Origin of the sequence: Verrucosispora sp. WMMD573 (assembly GCF_027497175.1) — a bacterium.
Classification (GTDB): domain Bacteria; phylum Actinomycetota; class Actinomycetes; order Mycobacteriales; family Micromonosporaceae; genus Micromonospora.
The window spans coordinates 3,754,635-3,776,617 of the sequence record NZ_CP114901.1 but is presented as its reverse complement, the minus strand read 5'-3'; the positions used below and the strand labels follow the sequence as shown (position 1 = coordinate 3,776,617).

Below are 21,983 nucleotides of genomic sequence, written 5' to 3'. Positions count from 1 at the left end.
ACCCGGTCGCGACCTCGGCCGACGAGAGTGCACCCGGCCCACCGCCGGCCGGGCGGTCCACCCACGGCCGGGTCCGGTCCGCCGAGTGGTCGAGCACCCGCAGCGCCGACAACGCCGCCAACGGCACCACCACGGCTGCCGCGGCCCCGGCCACGTCCAACGCCGCAGCGCTCAGCAGCCCGCCGATCACCGCCGCCACCGCGGTGCCCGCCATCGCCGCCCGGATCGCCGGGTAGATGCCGAACAGCCGCATGAGCCCACCCCAGGGTTGCAGCAGCGCGAACCAGACCAGCAACGCGCCGGCCAGCGCCAACACCGTCAGCGGACTGTTGACAAGCGTGTCGAAGCTGGCGGCACTGGACCGCTGCACGGTCAGCCCGCCGGTACCGTCGCCGAGCGCGGCCAGGAACCGGCCGAGACTGCCCCGCTCGGCCGGGGCCCGACCCAGATCCACCACCGCGAACCCGACCGTCACGGCCAACCCGGCCATCGCCGCCCAGGCGAGCCGGGTCAGCGTCAGCCAGCCACCCGCGCTGATCGCCGCCGCCACGCTCACTCCCGCGGTCAGGGCGATCGCGCCGATCGAGTCGGCACCCAGGTACGCGCTGCCGACAATCACCACGGCGGCCCCGCCCACGATCACCATGACGGTCGGGCGCCAGCCACGGCGTACCCGCTGGGCGAGCCAGCCGGCGCTGAGCAGGGCGGCGGCAGCGAAGACGCCGAGGCCGACGGTGCCGAGGCCGGCATAGCGGCCACCCTCCAGCGCGGAGTAACCCACCACGCCGTTGAGCTGCAACCGGGCACCGGTGACGACGTCCAGGCCGACGGCCAACATGGTCAGCCCGGCCACCGCGCCGAGCGGTCCCAGGGTGGTGCGGTAGCCGGGTGCCAGCCGAACCAGCAGCGTCGCGGCAGCCAGCAACACGGCGGTCAGCCCGGCGAACGAGGCCGCCGGATGCGCGAAACGCCACCACGGCGCGGCCTCGGCGACCAGCGCCGCCGGTATCGCGAGCGCGGCGGCGACCAGCAGCACCTCCACCGTCGCCACCACCGGACGCGGCACCGGTTTCGGTCCGTACGGCCCGGCGTGTCGGCGGGCCCGGCGCAGCAGCGGCAGCACCGCCACCGCGAGCGCCACCTGGACGACGGCCAGCAGGGTGAAGAATCCGCCGGCCACCTTCCGCTGCGCGGCGGCCTCCCGGTCCGCGTCCGCCGGCTCGGCGATCGCGGCGGACAGGTCGGCCGGCCGGCCGTCGACCGACTCGGCCGGCCGACCGAGGAACGGCCGATCCGGCATCGGGCGTCCCAGGGCGGCCAGCGCGGTCGGGGCCAGGTCGATCAGCTGCAGATAGCCGCGGCGATCCGTGCTGGGCGAGGTCAGCCAGCCCTCCTCCCAGCCGGGCCCGTGGGCGACGGCAACGTGCAGCCGGGACGGCAACTGAGTGTCGGAGACCCCGGCGACGATCACCAGCGATCGCGGCGGCCGGCCGTCGAGCACCCGGGCCAGTTGTGCGTCAGCGGCCCGAGCCGCCGCCGCCCGCACCGCCGGGTCGTCGCCCTCCACCGTGCCGAGATCGACGATGCTGAGCACGCATGAGCCGAGCAGCCCGGCGGGATCCGCCGGCAGCGTCGGCGCGTACCGGTCCACCCGGCCGAACGGTCGGGCGGCGGCCACCGCCGCGCCCGGTCCGACCGCCACCGAACAGCGCACCGACTCCGACAGCGCACCGGGTACCGTGCCCCACGGCAGCCGCTCCTGGTTGTGCAGGGCGACGCTCTCCTGATCCGGCAGGTTCGCGCCGATGCCGTCCGGCTGCTCCACCGTCACCTCGACGGGCGAACACTGCCCGTCCCCGCCGCGGCTGCCGGGCCAGGCGGCGAAGCTGCCCGCGCCGAGAGTCAACCAGCCGTCCACGGGGCAGGTGGGCCGGTGTGCGGAACGCACCGACAGCGACCCGATCGAGCCTTCGCGGGCCAGCCGCCACAGCGTCGGCGTACGCTCCGCGTCCACGTCGTCCCAGCGCAGACCGGCCACACCGACGAGGACCACGTAGTCGGCGCTCTGCCGGGCCGGCGGACTCTGCGGGCGGGCGGCCAACGCGGTGACCCCGAGCGCCACCACCACCAGGGTGAGCAGGATCGGAGCGATACGACGCAGCATCACCGGCGTCCCGTCGACGGTGCGTCGGCGTCCGGCGTTGCCGGCCCGGCCCGCCCGGGTGCCAACTCGGCGTAGAGCGCGAGCAGTTGGGTGCGGGTCTGTGCCTCCGTCGGCCAGGTCAGCGCCCGCGCCGCGCCGCGCCCGGCCAGCTCGGCGCGGCCGGCCTCGTCGTCGAGCAGACCACGCACCGCCGCGTCGACCGCGTCCACGTCACCCGGCGACACCAGCACCGCCGCGTCACCGACCAGCTCCGGCAGCCCACCCACCGCGGTCGCCACCAGCGGCACGCCGGCGCGCAGCGCCTCCTGCGCGAACAGCTGACGGGCCTCCCAGTCGCTGGTGACCACCGCCAGGTCGGCGCCGGTGAGCAGGTCGGCCACATCGGTGCGGTGCCCCAGCAGGGTGACCGGTGCGCGGGCGGCGCTGATCCGGGCGGCCAGCGGCAGGTAGGCCGGTCCGCTGCCGGCGATCACGACAACCGGCGGCGGGGTCCGCTCCCGCCATCGGGCGGCGGCGTCCACCAGCACGTCGTACCGCTTCTGCGGATGCAACCGGCCCACCGACAGGATCAACGGCTGGTCGGCCGCGACCGCGAACTCGGCCCGCACCGCGGCCCGGCGACGACGCGGCGCGGGCAGCTCAGGAGCGGCGACCGGGGCTAGCCGGGCATCCCCCGCACCCAACGCGACGGCCCGCGCCACCAGGTCGCCCGAGGCCCCGAGAGTCACCCGGGCACCGCGCGCCACGATCCGCTCCACCAGCCGGGACAGGGCACCGCGTATCCCGCCGGCCAGCACGGCGTTGTGCCAGGTGACCACGAGCGGGGCCGCCGGCCGGGCCAGCACCGCCACCAGCCCGGCGCGCAGCCCGTGCGCGTGCACCACGCTCACCTGCTCGGCGGCGAGCAGTCGGCGCAGCACCCCGACCGCGCGGGCGTCGGCCGGCGTGGGGCTCGCCGGGATCTCCACCGGCCGGAACCGGGCGCCGGCGGCCACGAAGTCGAACTGGTCCTGGGTCGCCGCCGGCCCGCAGACCAACACAGGCTGCCCGGCCGCAGCCAGCCCCCGCGCCACCGACCGGACATGCTGACCCACCCCGCCGGTGCTGGAAGCCAACAGCAACACCACCGTGCCCGGCTGGCCCGCCACAGCCGCCGACCCATTCGTCGCACTCACCGGACTAACTCTCCGTCCGCGACTGCGGGGCTCGCAAGCTCACTCCTCGCGCTCACCGGACCGACTCCGTTCGCGACTGCGGGGCTCACAAGCTCACTCCTCGCGCTCACCGGGACGCCTCCTCCTTCCGGTCACCTGGCCGGGTCCGGCGCAGGCGTCGACCCAGGCCGGTCAGCAGTGGCCGCAGGTCCTGCCGGTCGACCAGCCACACCACGGCGAGGAACACGACAGCGACCAGGACTCCGGACAGCATGCCCTGCATCAGCGCCGTCCACCGCGCCGGGGGGTCGTCCCCCGCGCCCAGCAGCCGCAGCATCGCCACCGCCGCGACGGCGGCCGTACCACCGGCCAGCAGACCGGAAGCGCCGGCCCGCCCGGCGCCGGCCAACGCCTCCCGCCCGGCCGACCGGGCGACGGCGACCAGCAGCAGCGCGCCGAGCAGCAGCATTCCCGCCGAGTTGGCCAACGCCACCGCCAGCACCCGGTCGGCCACCGGGAGCAACGCCGACAGCGGAAGCAACACCAGCGGCACCGCCAGCCAACCGGCGGTGATGGTGGCGGTTGCCGCCCGCGTCGCGCCCCGGGCGTACAACGCGCGGGACAGCACCGCGAACAGCCCGTACCCGAGCAGCCCGGGCGCGTAACCGGCGATCGCGGCGGCGGTCGCGTCGCTGTCGAGCGGGAAGAACCTGCCGATCGGGCCGGCCGCGCCGACCAGGACCGCGGCGCCGAGGAAGCTGCACAGCAGCACCCCGCGCAGGGTCGCCGACAGCACCTTCCGGTAGGTGTGCTCATCCGTGCCGGCCGCCGTGGCCAGAGTCGGGTACGCGGCGGTGGCCAGCGGCACCGCCAGCACCGCCCAGGGCAGCAGGTAGAACGTCTGTGCCAGGTTGAACACCTGGAACGCCTCGGTCCGGCCGCTGGAGAGGCGATAGAGGATCACCGCCAGCGCGATCTGTTGAGCGGTGACGGTCACCACGCCAGCCACCGCCAGCCCGCGTACCCGGGCCCGGGCATCGGCCGGGAAGGCGTACCCGGGGCGCAGCGTCAGCCGCAGCCGACGCAGCGGGATCAGCAGTGACAGCGACAGCACCACCACACCGAGGGTGGTGCCGACCGACAGGATCAACTCACCGCCGCGGCCGGCCTGCGCCACGCTGGCTCCCGTACCAGCCGCCCCGGCGAAGACCAGGTAGACGACGACCACCGTGAGGCTGGACAGCAGCGGGGCGATCACCGGCCAGGCGAACCGCCGGTGCGCCTGGAGCACGCCGGTGAGCACGATGCCGATGCCGTACAGCGGCAGCTGTGGCGCGAAAACCCGCAGCATCCGGGCGCCGGCCGCCAGTTCCTCAGGTGATCGACCGTCGCCGAGGGTGGTGATGATCGGCCCAGCGCCCAGAGCCACCAGCACCGCCAGCGGCACGAGCAGCGTCACGGTCCAGGTCAGCAGGGCGCCGGTGGTGGCCGCGACCGCCCGCCGGTCACCCGCCGCGACCGCTCCGGCGAGCAGCGGTACGACCAGGCTGGCCAACGCCCCACCCGCGACGATCTCGAAGATGATGTTCGGAATGGTGTTGGCCAGGACGTACATCGCGCCCAGGTCGCTGTCCTGCACCACCCAGGTGAACACGGCGGTACGCCCGAACCCGGCCAGCCTGCTGACCACGGTGAGTACGGCGATGAGGGCCGCCGCTCCGGCCACCCGGCCGGCGCCGGCGAGGGGGGCCGGTCTGGTCACGTCAGTCGGCGCGTCGGCCCAGCGCATCGAGTTCACGCAGCCCCGGCGTGCTCGCGATGACCTTCGTGAAGCTCACCTTCTCGCTGGCGGCGGTGAGCCCGGCGAGGACGGCGAGCAGTCCGGCCCGGCCGACCGGGCCGGTACGGGCGGCCAGCGCCACCCCGAGCACCGCGCCGAGGGCGTTCGCGCCGCTGTCACCGAGCATCACGTCCTCGGCCAGGTCGGCGGGGAGCAGCCCGGCGGCGGCGCCGGCCGCGCCTGCGGCGATCCCACCGTGCCGGCCGCCGCTCAACGGCGCCCCGAGCAGCAGGCCCGACTTCAGTGCCCGTCCGGGACGCAGGTCGAGCAGGTTGACCAGGTTCGCCGTGCCGGCCACCACGCCCGCCCCGAGCAGCACGTCGACGCCCCGTCCCCAGCTGCCCTGCCGGTGCCGCCGACGATGCCCGGCCACGCCCGGGTCGGCGGCGAGCAGGACGGCCGCGCCCAGACCGGCCGTACCCACCCCAACGATCTTGACAAGGCCGGCGGTGACGCGGCCCTGTCGCAACGCGGCCAGATGCCCGGCGAAACCCTTTGCCGCCTTCTGCTCCGGTCGGGCACCGACAACGTCGTCGTAGAGGCCCACGGCACCGGCGCCGAGCCCGGCCACCAGGGTCGCCGCGCCGGCCGGCACGCTCGCCGCCCCGCAGGCCGCGGCGCTTGAGGCCCCCAACGCGAGGGCGGGGCCGGCGGCCAGGGTCACGGTGCGTCCCCGGAAGTTGGTCCGTTCCAGGGCCGGCGCGGGCGGTGCGGTACGGATCTCGCGCAGCGCGTACCGGGCGGCGACCGCGCCGATCCCAGCCACCAGGAGTCGACCGAAGACCGTCACGTTGCCGTCCCGCTCACTCACGCCATCCCCTCCCGCCGGCTGGCGGAGATCGTCGGAACCGGGTGGATGCCCCCGTCAGGCCACTGGACCCTTGTCAACCCGCGCCGCTCGGCACTCAGGCGCCTCCGCCGACCCTGCGACGGGTCGGATCGTGCGGCGAGGGTGCGCAGGGTTCACTGGGGCAGTTTAGGCACCAGCGATGCGGCGCTGTCACCGACGCCGAAGTGACCGGCCTTACGCTCGGCGAGCTGCTGCACCAGCGCCAGGGTGGTGACCAGTTGCCCCTGGACCGTGTTGGCGTTGTCGATGGTCGAGATGGTCTGGGCGAGCACCGCGTCGCCCCGGACGAAGGCCACCAGGTTGCCGCCGGCCGATCCGTTACCGGCCACCACGATGCCCCCGGTCCGGTCGAACTGCTCGGCGATCTTGACGACGGACTCGTCCTTCTTGGCGGAGTCCTTGTCCACGTACGGCTGCCCGCTGACCACCACGACCGCCTCGGCCGGCGCGGTGATCCGGTCCGAGGTGGTCAGGTAGTTAGCGTTGCCGTACGCGGCCAGCACCGCCCGCCGGTCGGCCTCGGTGACCGGCTCGGAACCGGCGGGCTGGTCCAGCAGTACGGTCGCCAGCAGGGCGCTGGAGGTCTCGACGCCGTGGCCGTTGCCGGGCAGCCCGGCGGTCGGCGCGTTGGTGGGTCGAGCCGCGGTGACCGCCAGTTCGAGCAGGTCGTTGTTGTTCTCCGGGTTGATGAACTTGTCCTGCACGTCGACCCGCCCGGTGACGTCGGCACCGGCCAGCTGAAGCATGTTGAGCACACCCTCGGTGTGATCACGGCCGGTGGGCAGGCTGAGCACCAGCACCCGCTTGCCGCTGAGCGTGCCCGGTAGCCACGCCTGCGCCATCTCGGCGGCGAAGTCCTCCTCCAGCTCCAGTTCCCGCTGCATGTTCTGGACCGCCTGGCGCATCTGCTGGTTGTCCTTGCGCAACTCGTTGACGGTCTCCCGGAGCGAGTCCGCCACCGGACCGTTGAGCGCGGCGGTACCGACCACCAGGCCGATCGCCAGGGCGAGGAAGACCGCGGTCAGGGACACCACGTGGTACCGGAAGTTGATCACGCTTGCAGCCTCTTGGTCGGTGGGGAGCTAGAAGAGCTGGCCGAGTTGGAACACGAAATTGTCCCACCACTCGGAGACCACGCCCAGGTACGCCTTACCGACGGTGGAGACGGCCACCGCCGAGGCCATGGCGGCGAGTGCCGAGAGGACCAGCAGCAACAGGGAGGACCCGGAGATGCTCTGCCGGTACAGCCGGCTGACGCCCTTGGCGTCGACCAGCTTGCCACCGACCTTGAGCCGGGTGAGGAACGTCGACGCCATGCCGCCGCGCCCCTTGTCGAGGAACTCGACGAGCGTGGCGTGGGTGCCCACCGCGACGATCAGCGAGGCGCCCTTCTCGTCGGCCAGCAGCATGGCGAGATCCTCGCTGGTGGCGGCGGCGGGGAAGGTCACCGCCGGTACCCCCAGGCCGTTGACGCGCGGCAGCCCCGGCGCCCGCCCGTCCGGGTAGGCGTGCACGATCACCTCGGCGCCGCAGCGCAGCACGTCGTCGGTGACCGAATCCATGTCGCCGATGATCATATCTGGCGTGTAGCCCGCCTCGACCAGGGCGTCGGCACCCCCGTCGACACCGATCAGCACCGGCTTGAACTCCCGGATGTACGGGCGCAGCACGTCCAGGTCGGCCTTGTAGTCGTAGCCCCGGACCACGATCAGACAGTGCCGGCCCTGCACCTCGGTGGCGATCTCGGGCACGCCGACGCCGTCGAGCAGGAGGTCCCGTTCCTGCTTGAGGTAGTCCATGGTGTTGGCGGCGAACGCCTCCAACTGCACCGACAGGCCCTCCCGGGCGTCGGTCATCGCCTTGGCCACACTCTCGGCGTCCTGGAGACTGCCGTGCGCCACCGGATCGTCGTTCAGGTAGACGGTGTTGCCCTCGATGCGCACCGTGTCGCCCTCACGGATCCGCTCGAAGATGCCCTCGCCGAGGTCGTCGAGCAGCGGAATACCCGCCGAGATCAGCACCTCCGGCCCGAGGTTGGGGTAGCGGCCGGAGACCGACGGCTTGGCGTTGAGCACCGCGCCGACACCGACCGCGACAAGCGAGTCGGCGGCGACCCGGTCCAGGTCGACATGGTCGATGACCGCGATGTCGCCGGGGCGGAGCCGGCCGACCAGCCGCTTCGTGCGGCGGTCGAGGCGCGCGGTGCCGAGGATCTGTCCCGGTTCCGCGTTCCGGGCCCGGCGCAACGTGGGTAGACGCATCGTGACCATCCTGGCATGTGAGGCAGGCGAATCTGTCGCGACATGCCTGAGCAGGGCCGCCTACCCAGGGAAGCACACATGGGCGAAGGCCGGTGTGCCTCCGCTCACAATCGCGGTCTCAGGACCGCCGTTCCCTGGCCGCTACGGCCAGGAGTTCCTCGGCGTGAGCGATACCCAGATCCGAATCCGGCAAACCCGCAAGCATCCGGGCGAGTTCCCGGGCCCGCTCGGTGTCCTCCACCACCCGCACCCCGCTGGTGGTGACCGCTCCCCCGGTGTCCTTGGCCACCACCAGGTGCCGGTCGGCGAAGGCGGCGACCTGGGGCAGGTGGGTCACCACCAGGACCTGGTGACTGCGGGCCAGCCGGGCCAGCCGCCGGCCGATCTCCACCGCCGCCTGACCGCCCACCCCCGCGTCGACCTCGTCGAAGACCAGCGTCGGCGGGCCGCCGGAGCCGGCGAAGACCACCTCGATGGCGAGCATCACCCGGGACAGCTCACCGCCGGAGGCACCCCGTTGCAGCGGCAGCGACGGTGCGCCGGGGTGCGCCAACAGCCGCAACTCGACCTCGTCGCCGCCGTCCGGGCCGACCCCGACGTCGACCCCGTTGACCGGCAAGGTCGGCTCGGCCCGCCCGGCGGCCCGGGGCAGCACCGCCACCTCGATCCGGGCGTGTGGCATCGCCAGCCCGGCCAGCTCCACGGTGACCTGCTCGGCGAAGCGTGCCGCCGCTTCCTGCCGGGACGCCGACAGCCGGCCGGCCAGCTCGGCCACCTCGCCGGCCAGCCGGGACGCCTCCCGATCCAGCTCGTCGAGCAGTTCGTCGGAGTTGTCCAGCTCGGACAGTCTGGTCCGGGCCCGCTCCGCCCAGGCGATCACACCGTCGACGTCGTCGGCGTACTTGCGGGTCAACGCGCGCAACGCGGCCCGCCGCTCGTAGAGCGCCTGCAACCGAGCCGGGTCGGCGTCCAGGCCGGCGAGGTATGTGGACAGTTCCACCGAGACGTCGGCGACCAGCGTGGCCGCCTCCTCCAGGCGGCCGGCCAGCTCACCGAGCGCCGGGTCGGTGCCGGCCTGCGTCTCCAGCGTGCGCCGGGCGGTGCCCAGCAGCGTCGAGGCATCAGGGGTGTCGTCGGTGGCCTCCAAGCCGCCGGCCACGCACTGATGGGCCAGCTGGGCTGCGGTACGCAGACCCTCCGCGTGCTCCAGTCGTTGCGCCTCCGCCTTCAGCTCGTCGTCCTCGCCCGGCTGCGGATCGACCCGGGTGATCTCGTCGAGGCCCAGCCGCAGCAGGTCTGTCTCCTGGTGTCGTTCCCGCGCGTTGCGTCGCCGGTCGGCCAGGTCGTCGACCACCCGACGCCACCGGGTGAACGCGTCCCGCGTCGCGTCCAGCAGCTTCTCGTGCTCGGGGCCGGCGAACCGGTCCAACGCGGCCCGCTGCTCCGCCGGGCGCAGCAACCGCAGCTGGTCGGACTGGCCGTGCACGGCGACCACCTGCTCGCCGACCTCGCCGAGCATCGACACCGGCATGCCGCGGCCACCCAGATGGGCCCGGGACCGCCCCTCCACCGTGACCGTACGGCTCAGCAGCACGCCGCCGTCCTCGTCGGGCTCACCTCCGGCGTCGGTGATCCGGGCGTGCACCGTCTCCGCCACCCGACCACCGAGCCGCAGCCGGCCCTCGACCACGGCGCGGCCGGGTTCGGCGCGCACCCGGCCGGCGTCGGCCCGGCCACCGAAGAGCAGGCCGAGCCCCGTCACCACCATCGTCTTACCGGCACCGGTCTCGCCGGTGATGACGTTCATGCCGCCGGTCAGCGGCAGCGTCGTGTCCTCGATGACGCCCAGTCCGGTGATGCGTAGCTCCTCCAGCACAGCAACCGACAGTAGACGCGTGGCCCGACACTTGACCAGCCGGCGCGGGCCCCGACGCGCCCCGTCCGGCGTCGTCGTACAGTTCAGCCTCATGTTGGAGGTGATCGGCCTGACCTCGGCGGAAGAGGAGCTCTACCGCTGTCTGGTGCAGCTCACCCGGGCGCGGGTCGAGCAGTTGGCCGAGCGGCTGCACCGCCCCCGGACGGACGTCCTCGCCCACCTCGACGCCCTGCGCGCCAAGGGTCTGGTACAGCCGGTCGGCCCGGAACCGGACGCCCCGCTGCGCCCGCTCGCGCCGGATGTCCCGCTCGGCGGGGTGCTGCTGCGCCAGCAGGAGGCGCTCGAGACGGCCCGCGCCTCGGTCACCCAACTCGCCGAGGAGTACCGGACCGCGATGCGGCGGCACGACGCCGAACACCTGGTGGAGGTGATCACCGGAGCGCGGGTGCTCCGCGAGCGCCTGCGCGACCTGCAGAACGCCGCCCGGGTCGAGGTGCTCTGGTTCTGCCGGGCCAACCCGCTGGCAATGCCCGGCCAGGACAACGTCGAGGAGTTCCACGCACTTGCCCGGGGGGTGCGCTACCGGGCCATCTACGAACGCGAGATGCTCCTCGAACCAGGCGCGTTGCAGGACGTCGAGCAGGGCGTACGCGCCGGTGAGCAGGCCCGGGTCCTGGACCGGCTGCCGGTGCGCCTAGCCATCGTGGACGCCCGGACGGCGGTCTGTCCGCTGGTGCCGGACCGCAGCAGCGGCGAGCCGAGCGCCGCGGTGATCGGCCGCAGTCAGCTGCTCGACGCGCTGTTGTCCCTCTTCGAGAGCCACTGGCGGAACGCCACGCCGCTGCGCTCCACCGTGCCACCGGCCGCGACCGCCGAGCCGGACGCCGAGACCTACCGGCCGGACGCCGACGAGGCGCGACTGCTGTCGCTGTTCGTGGCCGGCGTACCGGACAAGTCCATCGCCTCGCAGCTCGGCGTCAGCCGGCGGACCGTGCAGCGCCGGCTTGCCGACCTGATGGCCGTTGCCGGCGTGGACACCCGACCGGGACTGGCCTTCCAGGTCGCCCGCCGAGGCTGGATCTGAACCGGACGGCCGAGGCGGGCGGCCCGCAGGCGGCCCGCCTCGGCCACGTCAGCGCAGCCCGTACGCGTCGATCACGGTCTGGTCGACGGTGTTTCCCGCCCGGTCGTTGGCATGCACCCGCAGCGACACGGTGCCCCGGCCGGCTGGCACCAAGGCGGTGTAGCGGGTGCCGTGCGCCCGCACCGTCGCCTCGCGCCAGTTCCGCCCGCCGTCGAACGACACCTCGACCCGCAGGTTGGTGCCGGTCGGCGCGGCTACCCCGGCCGGCTGGCGCAGACTCAGCCCGAGCTTGTGCGCCCGCTTGCCGGGCACCACACCGTGCAGGTCGGCGGGAACCTGGTAGTCGACCTGGAGCAGGGGCAACGGGGTAGCCTTGCCGCCGATCGGACGGGCCGAGGTGAACTGCCAGGCTGTCTCGGTGCGGGTGGCGTAGCGCCACGTGGCGGAGGCACGTCGGGTGGACACGTCCAGCCGGTAGCGGGCCGAACCGGCGGTGGTGGGCACCGGCGCCCAGCCCGCGGAGAGGTCCGCGATCTGCCGCCCGTCCCTGCTGAGGCGGGCCTCGACGGTCACCGGTTCCTCGCCGGAGCCGGCCCCGCCGACGTGACCGTCGGCATCGACGAACTCGGCCACCCGCAGGTCCAGGGTGTCGCCGGTCCGTCGGGGCGCCGGGCCGGCGGTGCCGGCCGGTACGGCTGGGCGGACCACCGGGGCGTGCCAGCTCTCGGTCACCCGGTCGTTGGCGGCGTACCGCCGGGGCTCCTGGGTCAGGCCCTCCTCCAGCGGCCCCCAGCCGAACATCATCTTGTGCAGCACCCGCTGCTGCCACCAGTTGTCCCCGGCGCTGACGAACTCCTTGCGGGTGGTGCCGTTGCGGACCATGCGCTGGTCGTCGTTCCAGGAGTACTCCTGCCACGGACGCCAGCCGAACCGCTGCTCGGTGGCCCAGTCCGCGCCGGTGCCGTGGTAGCTCGCGGTCACCTCGGCGGTGTTCTTCGCCGTCACGGTGTGCACGACCCGCGCCGGCACCCGCCCCTTCGACACCTGCCACACGTCGTAGAGGTACGGGCTGACCACGGTCAACGTGAGGTCAAGCCTCGCCCGGCCCGTGCGGGCCGCCGCGATCAGCCGCTGCCCGTCGTCCCAGGCCACGACCAGCGACGGAATCGGCAGCCGGTCTCCATCCGGGCGCCACACCGTCCAGGCGCTGAAGTCCGCCGGACGGACGATCAGCACCGCGGCGGCGCCGGCGGCAGCGGCAGCGGCGACCTGTTCCTCCTCCGAGCGGTCCGGATCGGCGTCGAGCAGCACGGCAGCATTCCGCGCCCCGGTCAACTCACCGGGCGCGCCGGTGCCGGCCCAGACCAGCGGCAGCTTCCGCCGGCCGCTCGGGGCCGGCGACGTACCCAGCAGGTTGATGTCCACCGGACCGGAGACACCGCTGATCTTCGCGTCCACCATCGGCGCGACGAGCTGCCAGCGGGAGGCGAACTCGAACTGTCCGGTCCGCACCGGCCGGGTCGGCGTGACGTTCACCTGCTGCACGGTGCTGAACGCCATCACGCCGTGCGCGATCTGCCGGCCGTTGCCCAGCACCCGGTGTACGTAGTAGCTGAGCACCGCCCGCTGTTCGGCCGGTTTCGGCGTCTCGATCCGCACCGGGGTGCCCTCGCGCGCGTCCAGTACCACGGTCAGGTCCCGGTCGACCTTGAGTTCCGGCTCGATGAGAGAGGTCAGTTGCTCGTCCAGGGGCGCGCCGTGCTCGACCAGCGCGGTCAGCAGGTAGGTGCCCTCCTCGACCTGGAGGGTGCCCTCGCCCGGCCAGAAACCCCAGAAGTCCGACTCGGGTTGTTCGCCGAAGAGCGTCAGTCCCGGTGCGACGGTCGGCTCACCCTCCCTGTCCAGCACCTTGATCGTGACGTTGCGGATCGGGCGGGTGAGGGTGAAGGCGACCGGCGTACGCACGGTGACGCCGTCCGCGCCGGTCGCCACCAGCCAGCCACCGTGCGGCCCCGGGGCCAGCTTCGTCGGGTCGGCCCGCAACGACACCGGCACGCTGCCGCCCGCCGGCACGGTGACCTGACCGGCCGCGACCACGACACCGTCGGTCTCCGGCACGCCGGTGTCCGTGTTGCGCAGGTCCAGGGTGAGTCGCAGGGTCTGCGAGGTCGTCGTGCCGTTGGTGTACGTCACGTGCCGCTCGACCGTGCCACCACCGTCGGCCACCCGGCCGAAGTCGGCGGTGGCCGAGCCGTACACCCGCTGGCTGAGTGCCCGGGACACGTCGACCCGGCCACCGCCCTGTTCGAAAACGGTCAACTGGGGATTCGCCTTCGTGGTGCTGACCAGTGCGTCCTTGAGCCTCTCGGCGGTCCAGTCGGGGTGCTCCTGAGCGAGGATCGCCGCCGCGCCCGCCACGTGCGGAGTGGCCATCGAGGTGCCGGAGGCGGTCGTGTATGCCTCGCCCACCGGCGTACCCATGCTGGAGCCGGTCGACCGGGCCGCGACGATACCGACGCCCGGCGCGGTGATCTCCGGCTTCAGGCCGTTGTCGCCGAGGCGGGGCCCGCGGCTGGAGAACGCCGCCAGATTGTCCTCGCGGTCCACCGCCCCGACGGTGAGCGCCGAGGTGGCCGCGCCCGGCGAGCCGACGGTACGCGCTGCGCCGGAGTTGCCGGCGGCGACCACGAAGAGCGCTCCGGTCTGCGCGGTCAGATCGTTGAGCGCCTGACTCGTCGGATCGGTGCCGTCGGTCGGACCGCCGCCGAGGCTCATGTTGACCACTTTCGCGCCGGCATGGGCGGCCCACTCCATCGCCGCGATGATGTCCGACTCGTAGCCGGCGCCGTTGTCGTCGAGGACCTTGCCGACCAGTAGCCGCGCGCCGGGGGCGACGCCCTTACGCAGACCACCCGACGCGGCTCCGCTGCCAGCGACGGTCGCGGCGACATGCGTGCCGTGGCCGTGGCCGTCGCGTGCGCTGCCGCTGCCGGAGAAGTCCCGCGCCTCGGCGATCCGACCGACCAGGTCCGGGTGAGTCGCATCGACGCCGGTGTCGAGCACGGCCACGGTGACACCGCTGCCGTCGCGGCCGGCCGCCCAGGCGGCGGGTGCGCCGATCTGCGGCACGCTGTGCTCCAGCGCTGGACGGACCCGTCCGTCCAGCCAGATGCTGGCAATGCCGGCACCCAGTCGTGGGGCGGTGACGACGGTGGACCGACGGAGAGTCGACGTGCCGGCCAGCTGCGTCCACAGGCCACCGACATCACTCTTGCCGACCCGGATGGCGGCGCCGTTGATGCTTGCCAACGGACGGGCCTCGGTGGCGGCGGCGAGCGGGCGGACGCGGCCAGCCGCCGGCTCCTGGTAACGCACGATCAGCGGCAGGACGCCCTGGGCTGCGTCGCCGTAGCCGTCCTCGGCCAGTTCCTGCACGTCGAACAGGTCGGCATCGAGCACGCCACTGGCGACGTACGGCAGGACGTCGCTGGGTAGCACCCGCAGCCCGCCGTCGACCTTCAAGGTCTGGAAGGTGACCTGTTCCCGGCCGGGGGCGGGGCGGACGGTGGCGGCGACCCGGCCGGGCGCCGCCGGGGCGAGGTCGACCTGGTCACCGGTGATCAGGGTGATGCGGGCGGGTCCGGTACCGGGGGCTGTCGGCCCCGGTGCCGGACCGCTGGGTGGTGCGGGCGGGTCGGCGGACACGGGGGTGGCGAGTCCGATGGCCAACGCGCCGGCCGCGCCGGCGATCAGCCAGCGTGAGGGCCTGTGCATGCGATGCGCTCCTCTGCTCCGGGGGCCGATCCATCGAAGATCGACCGCTCGGAGTCTGCGACGCGAGCCACCGCACGGTCACTACTCTGGGTCCGCCGCACCGGCGACATGTCGCCAGGTGGACACCGGACGGACAGCCGACCGGCGGGTAGGTGTCCGGCCGGTTACCGCCGACGCATCAGGAGGCAGGTTGGTCAGCGGCGGTTGCCTCGCCAGCCATGCACCGGGAGGTCGAACTTGGCCACCAGGCGCGCGGTGAACGATCGGTCGCGCAGCCGTACGATCCGCACCGGCAGGGTGCCCCGCCGCACGGTGACCCGGGCGCCCGGCGGCAGGTCGTAGACCCGCCGCCCGTCGCAGCAGAGCACGGCCAGGGTGGTGAACGGGTCGACGGTGATCGTCATGGTGGAGGTGGGGGCCGTCACCAGCGGTCGGCTGAACAACGCGTGCGCGCTGATCGGCACCAGCAGCAACGCCTCCACCTCGGGCCAGACCACCGGTCCGCCACCGGAGAAGGCGTACGCCGTGGAACCGGTGGGCGTGGCACAGACCACGCCGTCGCAGCCGTACCGGGACAGCGGCCGCCCGTCGACGTCGACGAGAAGTTCCAGCATCTGGGCCCGCTCGCCCTTCTCGACGCTTATCTCGTTGAGTGCCCACGACTCGATGGTCGGCCCACCGTCGAACTCCGCCATCACATCGAGGGTGAGCCGCTCGTCGACGCTGTAGTTGCGGCTGACCACGTCACGGACCGCCACGTCCAGATCGTCGATCTCCGCCTCGGCGAGAAAGCCGACCTTGCCGAGGTTGATGCCGAGCAGCGGCACCTTCGCCGGCCGGGCCAGCTCCGCGGCGCGCAGGAACGTGCCATCCCCACCGAGCGCGAAAACGATCTCTGCGCCCTCGGCCGCCTCCGGCCCGGTCACCGGCACCACGCCCGGCAGGTCGAGATCCTCGGCCTCCTCGGCCACCACCCGCACCTCGAACCCGGCGGCAATCAGGTCCGCGGCCACCGTACGGGCATGCTCGGTGCTGCGTCGGCGGCCGGTGTGCGTCACCAACAGGGCCGTGCGGGTCACCGCGACGACCCCCCGGAAACACCGCGCTGATGGTTCGCTCGCCGAGACCGGCTCACGCCCCGGTACCTGACGGTTCGCTCGCTCACGCCGCCGCCCCGCTCCGCTCACCGGCGGCCTGAGCCGCCACGCTGCTGTGCCAGACGGTTCGCTCGCTCCGCTCGCTCACGTGGCCACCTCCTCCGTCACCTCGTCCGGTCCGTCGCCGGACTTCACCCGGCCGCCTGGCCCGGCCGCCACCACGGCCCGCACCCGCTCCGGGTCGGCCGGCGGCGCGTCCCGGCGTAACCATACGAAGAACTCGACGTTGCCGCTCGGCCCCGGCAACGGGCTGGCCGCGATATCCGCCAGCCCCAACCGCAGCGTCGCGGCTGCCGTGGCGACGTCCAGCACCGCCTGTGCCCGAAGTTCCGGATCGCGCACCACCCCACCGGCACCGACCCGCTCCCGACCCACCTCGAACTGCGGTTTCACCATCAGCGCCAGGTCACCGTCGGCCCGGGTGCAGGCTGCCAGGGCGGGCAGCACCAACCGCAGCGAGATGAACGACAGGTCGGCGACGGTCAGGTCAACCGGGCCGCCGATCGTCTCCGGGACCAGCGTCCTGACATTCGTGCGTTCGAAGACCCGTACCCGCGGATCGTTGCGCAGCGGCCAGGCCAGTTGGCCGTAGCCGACGTCCACCGCGACCACCTCGGCGGCGTCGGCGCGCAGCAGCACGTCGGTGAAGCCGCCGGTGGACGCGCCGGCGTCCAGACAGCGTCGACCATGCACCACCAGCCCGGCAGGGGCGAACGCGGCGAGCGCGCCGGCCAGCTTGTGCCCGCCCCGGGAAACGTACTCGGAGGTCGGGTCGGCGCCGCTGACCAGCAACGGATCGGCGGGGTCGACCATCGCGGCGGCCTTGCGGGCCGGCACCCCACGCAGCTGCACGCGGCCAGCCTCCACCAACGCGACCGCCTGCTCGCGGGAGCGGGCCAGGCCGCGACGGACGAGTTCGGCGTCCAACCGGTTACGCCGTGCCATGGATGGACGCGCCTCCTCAGGCCTGGTCGATGGTGGCCAGCGTCTCCCGCAGCGTCTGGTACGCGGCCTCGTACTGGGCGATCTGGTCGGCGGGTCCGAGCGTGGCGGCGTTCGCGATCGCCTGCATCGCGGCCTCCACCGCCGGATGACCGTCGTCCTGCCCGTCCTCACCGGTCCAGCGCTGCGGCGGCGGACCCGGGCGTGGACCCGGCGGCGGACCGGGCCGCGGCGCGGTCACTCGGCACCGTCCGGACGCGGCGGTGCGGCCTTGGCCGGTCGCGACACCGGTTCACCATCGGCGGTACGCACCACCGTTCCGGATGCCTTCTTGGCCACGGTCTTCTTCGCGACCGCCTTCTTGGCCACCGCTTTCTTAGCGACGGCTTTCCTAGCGACCGCCTTCTTCGCGACCGCCTTCGTCGGTGGGGCCGCGGCGGCGGTCGACGGCGTGCCGACGGAGGGGGTCTCGACGGACTCGGGGGCCACCACCGGGCCCGGCGCGGCACCGCTGGTGGGCGTAGCGGAAGCGGCTCGGAGCTGGCGTTCCAACTCACGCACCCGGCGGTCCAGTTCGGCGACCTCCTCGGCGGTGGCCAGGCCAACCGCGCCGAGCGCCCGCTCGACCTCGAACCGCACCAGCTTGGTCAGGGCCTCACGGTTGGCCGCGCCGGTCGACCGTAGCTCCTCGGCGAGGGTCTGTAGCTGGGCGGCCGTCGCGCCGGTCGATCCCATCGCCCGGCGCACCGCGTCCTGTGCTTTCTTCCGGGGCGCCTCCGTCAGGCCCATGGCCAGTTCGAGGTAGGCGCGCCACGCGTCCTGCATGCCTGAGTCCTTTCGCCCGGCGGCTGTGCAGGTGTCACGCTACCGGGCCGTTGGAACTGTCCCGTGCGGTACGGTGCCGGGAGACGACGTGGTGTGCGAGGAGGCGATTGGTGGCCACGGTGGACGAGTGTCGGCAGGCGTTGCAGGATCTGGCCGCCCGGCTTGAGCGCAACGCGGAGACCGTTCGCGATCGCGTGGACCTGGATCGCACCCTGGCCTGCCGGATCACTGATCTGGAGACCGCCTTTCACGGTCGGCTCACCGGCGGCAGGCTGGTGGAGCTCGCCGACGGTGACGATCCGAAGGCGAAGATCGCGATGAGCACCACAAGTGACGACCTGCTGGCCCTGGTACGCGGCGATCTCGACGTCACTCGCGCGGTCGCCAACCGCCGCGTGTCAATCAAGGCGAACCCGTTTGACCTGATGAAGCTGCGCAAGCTGCTCTGACCGGGTCAGGACGCCAAACGGAGCTGCTCCAGCGCCTGCACCGCCTGCGGGGACGCCGGCCGGACCGGGCCGGACGGATGACTGTGCCAGGCCGCCGCGCACAGCGCCGCGAGGGCGTCCAGCGCACGCCCCGACCCGGACAGCTGCCAGTCGCCGGCACCGGTGGTCACCTGCCAGCCGCCCTGGTCGGTGTCTGACGCCGGCACCCGCACCACGCCGTCGGGGTCGAAGAGGCCGGTCAGATCCCAGGAGACGTACGTCGGCCGGCGCGCTGCGGGCGCGGCGAGCAGCTCGGCGGCGTCGCTGACACCGGTGAGGACCAGCAGGCTGTCCAGACCGGCCCGGTTGGCCCCCTCGATGTCGGTGTCCAGCCGGTCACCGACGACCACCGTACGACCGTTGTCCGCCCGCCGGGCGGCGGTGGCGAACAGCTCCGGTGCCGGCTTACCGACAATCTCGTCCGGGTCCCGGCCGAGCGCGGTGGCCAACGCGGCCACCAGTGCGCCGTTGCCCGGCAACGGCCCGCGCCCGCTGGGCAGCGTACGGTCGGTGTTCGTGGCCACCCAGGTCGCGCCGGCCCGTACCGCCACCGCCGCCTCGGCCAGATCTGCCCAGCCCACCTGCGGGCCGTACCCCTGGATGACCGCGATCGGGCCTTCGTCGGCCGTGGAAACCGGTTTGAGGCCGGCCTCGCTGATCTCGGCCCGGAGCGCCTCGGCACCCACCACGAGCACCGGCGCGCCGGCCGGCAGCCGCTCGCCCAGCAGCTGGGCGGCGGCGGCGGCGCTGGTGAGCACCTCCTCCGGTCGCGCCGGCACACCCATCCCGGTGAGCAGGTCGGCCACGTCGGCGGCGCGGCGCGAGGCGTTGTTCGTCGCGTACGCGACGGCTCGGCCCTCACCGTGCAGTCGGGCGACCGTCTCGACCGCGCCGGGGATCGGCTGGTCGATCAGGTAGACCACCCCGTCCAGGTCGAAGACGACCAGGGCGTAACCGTCCACCAGCCGGCCCGCGCTCATCGCTGCCGTGCCTCCGGTTCCTCGATCCCGTCCGACTCGCGACGGTCAGCAGAAGGTTCAGCGGCCTCCGCGGTGGTCTCGGGGACGGCCGCGCCCGCTACCCCGTCGCCATCCGCGTTCCGCTCGTCGTCAGCGTGCGGCGGGTCGGCCACCAGGTCCTGGGCGGCCGTGGAGTCCGCGACGACCGCCGCCTCGGCCTCCGGCTCGTCGGACGCCAGGTCGTCCGCGGCCGGGTCATGCTGGTCGCTGTCCACGGTGCTGGCCGACGAGCCGGCGTCCGGCTGGGCCGGCACCGCGCCAGGGGCACCCGGACCAGCGGCCAGTTCCTCGGCCACCTCGTCCTCGTCGTCACCCTCGATGACCACGCCGTCGAGTTCGAGCAGCCGCTCAGCCGCGTCGGTCTCGGCCTCGGTGTCCACCTCCGCCGCGCGGGAGAACCACTCCCGCGCCTCGGCCCGCCGCCCCACGGCCAGCAGCGCGTCGGCGTACGCGTAGCGCAGTCGGGCCGTCCACGGCTGGACGGCGTCGGTGGTCAGCTCGGGTACCTGGAGCATCGCCACGGCCGCGTCCCGCTGCCCGAGGTCGCCCCGCGCACCGGCGGCCACGATCAGCAGTTCGATCGCCACGGCCGGGTCCAGCTTCTCCTGGTCGGCCCCCCGGAACAGGTCGATGGCCCGTTCGGGGCGGCCCAGTGCCCGCTCGCTGTCCGCGATCACCGCCAGGTGGCTCTGCGCGCCACTCATCCGGTGGTACGTCCGCAGCTCGGCGATAGCCGACTGCCACTCCCCTGCGTGGTACGCGGCCAGGCCGACAGCCTCTCGGACCGCGGAGATCCGCGATGCGAGCCGGCGGGCGGCCAATGCGTGCGCAAGCGCCTCGGCCGGATCCTCGTCGATCAGCTGCCCGGTCGCTACGAGATGCCGGGCAACGGTCTCCGCGACCGGCTTCGCCAGCGACAGCAGTTCGGCGCGCACGTCCTTGTCCAGGTCGGTCGCGACGATCTCGTCAGGAAGCGCCGGCGCCTGCGTGCGCCCGTCCTCTGTCGAGCCGGGCCCGGCGCGGTCCTCACCCCGCCCGAAGCGACGATCACCATCCCGGTCGTCCCGGAATCCGCCGCCACGGCGCTCGCCGCCACGCTCATCCGCTCCACGACGGAACCCGCTCTCCCGGCGCTCACCGAAGCCGCCCGCTCCGCGCGCGCTGTCCCGATCTCGGAACCCGCCCTCACGGCGGTCACCACCTCGGAACCCGCCCTCACGGCGATCGCCGCCACGGAAGCCGCCCTCACGGCGGTCACCGCCACGGAAGCCGCCCTCACGGCGGTCACCGCCACGGAACCCGCCCTCACGGCGATCGCCGCCGGAGCTGTCGCGGTCGCGGCGGTCGCGGAACCCGCCGTCCCGACGCTCGCCACCACGGAAGCCGCCGTCCCGACGCTCACCGCCACGGAACCCGCCCTCACGGCGATCACCGTCCCGGAAGCCGTCGCCACGTTCATCGTTGCGGCGCTCACCTCGGTAGCCGCTGTCCCGCCGTGCCTCGTCGCGGTGACCGCCCCGCTCGCCCTCGTGCCTACGGAAGCCACCCTCACGACGGTCACCGCCGGAGCCGTCGCGGTCGCGGCGGTCGCGGAACCCGCCGTCCCGACGCTCGCCGGCCCGGAACCCGCCCTCACGACGCTCGCCACCACGGAAGCCGCCGCCACGATGCTCTCCGTCGCGGAAGCCCCCCTCGCGGCGATCACCGCCACGGAAGCCACTGTCCCGACGCTCACCGCCACGGAACCCGCCCTCGCGGCGATCACCGTCCCGGAAGCCGCCGCCACGTTCATCGTTGCGGCGCTCACCTCGGTAGCCGCTGTCCCGCCGTGCCTCGTCGCGGTGACCGCCCCGCTCGCCCTCGTGCCTACGGAAGCCACCCTCACGACGGTCACCGCCGGAGGAACCCCCATTGCGAAAGCCGCCCTCGCGGCGGCCACCGCTTTGGAAGCCGCCCTCACGACGGTCGCCGCTCCGGAACCCGCTCTCCCGACGGTCACCACCGCGGAAACCACCGCCGCGACCGTCGTCGCTCCGGAAGCCGCCCTCACGACGGTCAGCGCCACCGTCGCGGCGGTCGTTGCCGCGGAAGCCGCCATCCCGGCGCTCAGCGTCGCGGAACCCGCCCTCACGGCGGTCCCCACGGAAGCCGCCAGACGCCCTGTCGCCGCCCCGGAAGCCAGCCGAGCGCTCGCCACCGTCGCGGCGGAAGCCGCCCTCGCGGCGGTCCCCACGGAAGCCGCCAGCGTCACGGTCCCGGTCGCCGGAGCCGTCGCGACCGCCGAAACCACGGTCGCTGCGCTCGCCCCGGAATCCACCGCCCGAGCGGCCGCCGTCGCGGAAGCCGCCCTCGCGGCGGTCACCGTCCCGTCGGAAGCCGCCGGACCTGGGTCGATCGCCGCCGTACCCGCCGCCCTCGCGAGAGCCGCGCTCCTCCCCCCGATCCTGGCGCGACGGACGGTCGCTGCGGCGGGATCCGCCGTCGCGATCCGTCGGCCGACCCTCGTAACCCCGGGGGCGGTCCCCGCCCTGAGGTGCTGAACTCACAGG

16 protein-coding genes and 1 pseudogene are annotated in these 21,983 nt (G+C 73.7%); 3 read left to right on the top strand and 14 right to left on the bottom strand.

Annotated elements, in window-relative coordinates; translation table 11 throughout:
• Positions 1-13: 13 nt before the first annotated feature.
• The 7 genes and pseudogenes from O7601_RS17300 to recN form a co-directional block, all read right to left on the bottom strand.
• Positions 14-2,164 (bottom strand): annotated as a pseudogene (locus O7601_RS17300) (hypothetical protein); the annotation flags it as partial.
• Positions 2,164-3,339 carry a glycosyltransferase family 4 protein gene (locus tag O7601_RS17295; RefSeq protein ID WP_281562144.1) on the bottom strand — a complete coding sequence of 392 codons (1,176 nt, stop codon included), beginning with the start codon at positions 3,337-3,339 and terminating at the stop codon, positions 2,164-2,166. The gene O7601_RS17295 and the pseudogene O7601_RS17300, both read right to left, overlap by 1 nt.
• 106 nt (positions 3,340-3,445) lie before the next feature.
• A complete protein-coding gene (locus O7601_RS17290) occupies positions 3,446-5,080 on the bottom strand; it encodes a lipid II flippase MurJ (RefSeq protein ID WP_281562143.1) in 1,635 nt (544 codons plus the stop codon).
• A 1-nt stretch (position 5,081) separates the two neighbouring features.
• Positions 5,082-5,948, bottom strand: a complete 867-nt coding sequence (locus O7601_RS17285) for a hypothetical protein (protein WP_281566961.1) — start codon at positions 5,946-5,948, stop codon at positions 5,082-5,084.
• A 173-nt stretch (positions 5,949-6,121) separates the two neighbouring features.
• On the bottom strand, positions 6,122-7,063 hold the full coding sequence (locus tag O7601_RS17280) for a copper transporter (protein WP_281562142.1): 942 nt from the start codon (positions 7,061-7,063) through the stop codon (positions 6,122-6,124).
• A 27-nt stretch (positions 7,064-7,090) separates the two neighbouring features.
• Positions 7,091-8,269 carry a putative cytokinetic ring protein SteA gene (steA, locus tag O7601_RS17275; RefSeq protein ID WP_204029224.1) on the bottom strand — a complete coding sequence of 393 codons (1,179 nt, stop codon included), beginning with the start codon at positions 8,267-8,269 and terminating at the stop codon, positions 7,091-7,093.
• Positions 8,270-8,387: 118 nt separating this feature from the next.
• Positions 8,388-10,145 (bottom strand): DNA repair protein RecN, encoded by a 1,758-nt coding sequence (gene recN / locus O7601_RS17270; protein WP_281562141.1) that lies wholly within the window; start codon positions 10,143-10,145, stop codon positions 8,388-8,390.
• Positions 10,146-10,236: 91 nt separating this feature from the next.
• Here recN and O7601_RS17265 point away from each other — a divergent pair, with 91 nt between their 5' ends.
• Positions 10,237-11,229: a helix-turn-helix domain-containing protein gene (locus O7601_RS17265; RefSeq protein WP_281562140.1), complete on the top strand. Its 993-nt coding sequence runs from the start codon at positions 10,237-10,239 to the stop codon at positions 11,227-11,229.
• 48 nt (positions 11,230-11,277) lie between these two features.
• Here the strand turns inward: O7601_RS17265 and O7601_RS17260 are convergent, their stop codons facing one another.
• The 5 genes from O7601_RS17260 to O7601_RS17240 all read right to left on the bottom strand — a co-directional run bounded on the left by O7601_RS17260 (position 11,278) and on the right by O7601_RS17240 (position 17,927).
• Complete coding sequence (locus tag O7601_RS17260; RefSeq protein ID WP_281562139.1) at positions 11,278-15,003, bottom strand: S8 family serine peptidase; 3,726 nt, start codon at positions 15,001-15,003, stop codon at positions 11,278-11,280.
• A gap of 194 nt (positions 15,004-15,197) precedes the next feature.
• Positions 15,198-16,082: an NAD kinase gene (locus O7601_RS17255; RefSeq protein ID WP_281562138.1), complete on the bottom strand. Its 885-nt coding sequence runs from the start codon at positions 16,080-16,082 to the stop codon at positions 15,198-15,200.
• A 162-nt stretch (positions 16,083-16,244) separates the two neighbouring features.
• Positions 16,245-17,105, bottom strand: coding sequence for a TlyA family RNA methyltransferase (locus O7601_RS17250; RefSeq protein ID WP_281562137.1), 861 nt, complete (start codon positions 17,103-17,105; stop codon positions 16,245-16,247).
• Between the two features lie 16 nt (positions 17,106-17,121).
• Entirely contained in the window at positions 17,122-17,343 is a 222-nt protein-coding gene (locus tag O7601_RS17245) for a hypothetical protein (protein WP_281562136.1), read from the bottom strand.
• Positions 17,340-17,927: a hypothetical protein gene (locus tag O7601_RS17240; protein ID WP_281562135.1), complete on the bottom strand. Its 588-nt coding sequence runs from the start codon at positions 17,925-17,927 to the stop codon at positions 17,340-17,342. Before O7601_RS17240 ends, O7601_RS17245 begins: the two co-directional genes overlap by 4 nt.
• Positions 17,928-18,037: 110 nt before the next feature.
• Here O7601_RS17240 and O7601_RS17235 point away from each other — a divergent pair, with 110 nt between their 5' ends.
• Positions 18,038-18,376 carry an SCP2 sterol-binding domain-containing protein gene (locus O7601_RS17235; RefSeq protein ID WP_093409767.1) on the top strand — a complete coding sequence of 113 codons (339 nt, stop codon included), beginning with the start codon at positions 18,038-18,040 and terminating at the stop codon, positions 18,374-18,376.
• Between the two features lie 5 nt (positions 18,377-18,381).
• Here the strand turns inward: O7601_RS17235 and O7601_RS17230 are convergent, their stop codons facing one another.
• Complete coding sequence (locus O7601_RS17230; protein WP_281562134.1) at positions 18,382-19,395, bottom strand: HAD-IIA family hydrolase; 1,014 nt, start codon at positions 19,393-19,395, stop codon at positions 18,382-18,384.
• On the bottom strand, positions 19,392-20,294 hold the full coding sequence (locus O7601_RS17225) for a Replicase polyprotein 1ab (protein ID WP_281566960.1): 903 nt from the start codon (positions 20,292-20,294) through the stop codon (positions 19,392-19,394). Before O7601_RS17225 ends, O7601_RS17230 begins: the two co-directional genes overlap by 4 nt.
• On the opposite strand from O7601_RS17225, the gene O7601_RS17220 reads away from it, so the two are divergent.
• Positions 20,187-21,974, top strand: coding sequence for a hypothetical protein (locus O7601_RS17220; protein WP_281567096.1), 1,788 nt, complete (start codon positions 20,187-20,189; stop codon positions 21,972-21,974). The genes O7601_RS17225 and O7601_RS17220 overlap by 108 nt on opposite strands.
• Positions 21,975-21,983 lie beyond the last annotated feature (9 nt).

What these genes read in the sequence shown, in the direction of transcription:
- steA (WP_204029224.1), bottom strand. Translation starts at nt 8,269, where the DNA reads ATGCGTCTACCCACGTTGCGCCGGGCCCGGAACGCGGAACCGGGACAG.
- O7601_RS17265 (WP_281562140.1), top strand. Translation starts at nt 10,237, where the DNA reads ATGTTGGAGGTGATCGGCCTGACCTCGGCGGAAGAGGAGCTCTACCGC.
- O7601_RS17260 (WP_281562139.1), bottom strand. Translation starts at nt 15,003, where the DNA reads ATGCACAGGCCCTCACGCTGGCTGATCGCCGGCGCGGCCGGCGCGTTG.
- O7601_RS17250 (WP_281562137.1), bottom strand. Translation starts at nt 17,105, where the DNA reads ATGGCACGGCGTAACCGGTTGGACGCCGAACTCGTCCGTCGCGGCCTG.
- O7601_RS17240 (WP_281562135.1), bottom strand. Translation starts at nt 17,927, where the DNA reads ATGCAGGACGCGTGGCGCGCCTACCTCGAACTGGCCATGGGCCTGACG.
- O7601_RS17230 (WP_281562134.1), bottom strand. Translation starts at nt 19,395, where the DNA reads ATGAGCGCGGGCCGGCTGGTGGACGGTTACGCCCTGGTCGTCTTCGAC.